Raw genomic sequence first — 256 nt, 5'->3', positions numbered from 1 at the left:
GTGTAACAGACACCAAAGTCGCCCTTGATGGCGCACGCTATATTTTAATGGAGCGTTTTGCTGAGGATGCGGGTTTATTAGCGAAAGTCCGTGATTATTTAGCAAAAAATGCGGTTATTGTATCTAAAGTGATTGAAGGCAAAGTTTTTTTCGGTGCATGGGTTGAATTAGAAGATGAAGAGGGAGAAGTGAAGCAATACCGACTTGTCGGCTGCGATGAATTCGATCCCGCTAAAAACTGGATCTCTATTGATTC

At 42.2% G+C, this 256-nt stretch carries 1 protein-coding gene; it reads left to right on the top strand.

The annotated features are described in order from the left end of the window. On the top strand, window positions 1–256 hold a 256-nt coding region (locus CUZ56_RS16070; protein ID WP_204250962.1), incomplete at both ends, for a GreA/GreB family elongation factor.

It is taken from the genome of Saezia sanguinis, assembly GCF_003991585.1.
Lineage (GTDB): Bacteria > Pseudomonadota > Gammaproteobacteria > Burkholderiales > Burkholderiaceae_C > Saezia > Saezia sanguinis.
Note: the sequence above shows the minus strand (reverse complement) of the source record. Positions and strands in the feature narration are given on the sequence as shown.